2 protein-coding genes are annotated in these 1,520 nt (G+C 64.9%); both read left to right on the top strand.

Annotation, left to right across the window (positions count from 1 at the left end):
- Positions 1-386: methyl-accepting chemotaxis protein (locus QMO14_RS33220; protein ID WP_301512383.1), on the top strand; the 386-nt coding region annotated here is incomplete at its 5' end.
- A gap of 7 nt (positions 387-393) precedes the next feature.
- Positions 394-1,520: MCP four helix bundle domain-containing protein (locus QMO14_RS33215; RefSeq protein ID WP_301512382.1), on the top strand; the 1,127-nt coding region annotated here is incomplete at its 3' end.

Here is a 1,520-nt window from a genome sequence, read left to right as displayed (position 1 = left end):
GTTCCGCTGCAGCCGCCAAGGAAATCAAGACCCTGATCGGCGACTCGGTGGAGAAGGTCGAAGAAGGCAGCAAGCAGGTGGAAGAAGCGGGCCGCACGATGGAAGAGATCGTGGGCAGCGTCAAGCGCGTGACGGACATCATGGGCGAGATCACCGCAGCCAGCCAGGAGCAGACCTCGGGCATCGAGCAGATCAACCAGGCGATCACCCAGATGGACCAGGTCACGCAGCAGAACGCGGCGCTGGTCGAGGAGGCATCCGCCGCGGCCCAGTCGCTGCGGGAGCAGGCTGGAAGCCTGTCGCAAGTGGTCGGCGTGTTCCGCCTGGGAGGCAGCCACGCCGACGATCCGTCGCATCGGCTGAAGTTCGCAGCGTCCGCTGCATAACAAGGAAATGGAAGACAAGACAATGCAGTGGTTCCAGAACCTTCGCGTCACCGTTCGGCTGATCCTCAGCTTTCTCGTGGTCGCGGCGATCGGCGCGGCGATGAGTGCGCTCGGCATCTTCCACATGGGGCGCATCAGCGCGTCCACCGCCGCGCTCTATGCCAACGAGCTTCGCGCCATCCAGGCTGTGCAGGAGGCCAACATCCGCCTCGTGTATGCCAGCCGTGCGCAGGTGACGCTGCTTTCGGCCGGCACGCTTGGCGAGCGCAACGTAGGCGAGAAGGAGGTCAAGGCTTCCTTGGACGGCCTCGCGGCGCGGGCTGCCGAGGTCAAGTCCTTCTTCGGCGAAACCGAGGAGGGCGCCAAGCTGTTCGGCCAGTTCGAAGGGCTGGTCGGGCCGCTGACGGCGCACATGAACAATTTCGTGACCCTGCTCAGGAAGCAGCCGCTGGACAGCACCCAGTTCGACAGCCAGGTGAGCGAAGACAGCGCGCGGCTGCTGAAGGAATCTCGCGGCCTCGAAGAAGTGCTGCAGCGAATGGTCGCCTACAGCAAGGACCACGCGCGCGAGCGTGCAGAGCTGGCGGACGCAACCTACAAGACCTCGAGGTTGACGATGCTCGGGCTGGCGCTGGCCGGCATCGTGGCCAGCATCGGGCTGGGCTTGCTGGTGGCGCGCCTGATGGGCCGGCAGCTGGGGGGCGAGCCACAGTACGCCGCCGACGTGGTGGGCCGTATCGCCGACGGCGATCTGTCGCTGAAGGTGGAGGCCGACGCTGCGCGCGATGGCAGCCTGTTGCACTCCATCCAGAAGATGCAGTCGCAGCTGACGTCGATCGTCATGGAGATCAAGGAATCGAGCGAGACCATCGCGACGGCCTCGAGCCAGATCGCATCGGGCAACCAGGATCTTTCGTCGCGTACCGAGCAGCAGGCGAGTTCGCTGGAGCAGACGGCCGCTTCGATGGAAGAGCTGACCTCCACGGTCAAGCAGAACGCGGACAACGCCCGGCAGGCCAATCAGCTGGCCGTGTCAGCCTCCGAGGTGGCGGTCAAGGGCGGCAGCGTCGTGTCCCAGGTGGTCGACACCATGGGCTCGATCAATGCCTCGTCCAAGAAGATCGTGGACATCAT

It is taken from the genome of Variovorax sp. CAN15, from assembly GCF_030462475.1.
GTDB lineage: Bacteria > Pseudomonadota > Gammaproteobacteria > Burkholderiales > Burkholderiaceae_C > Variovorax.
The sequence above is the reverse complement of the archived record's forward strand: the minus strand, read 5'-3'. Positions and strand labels throughout refer to the sequence as shown.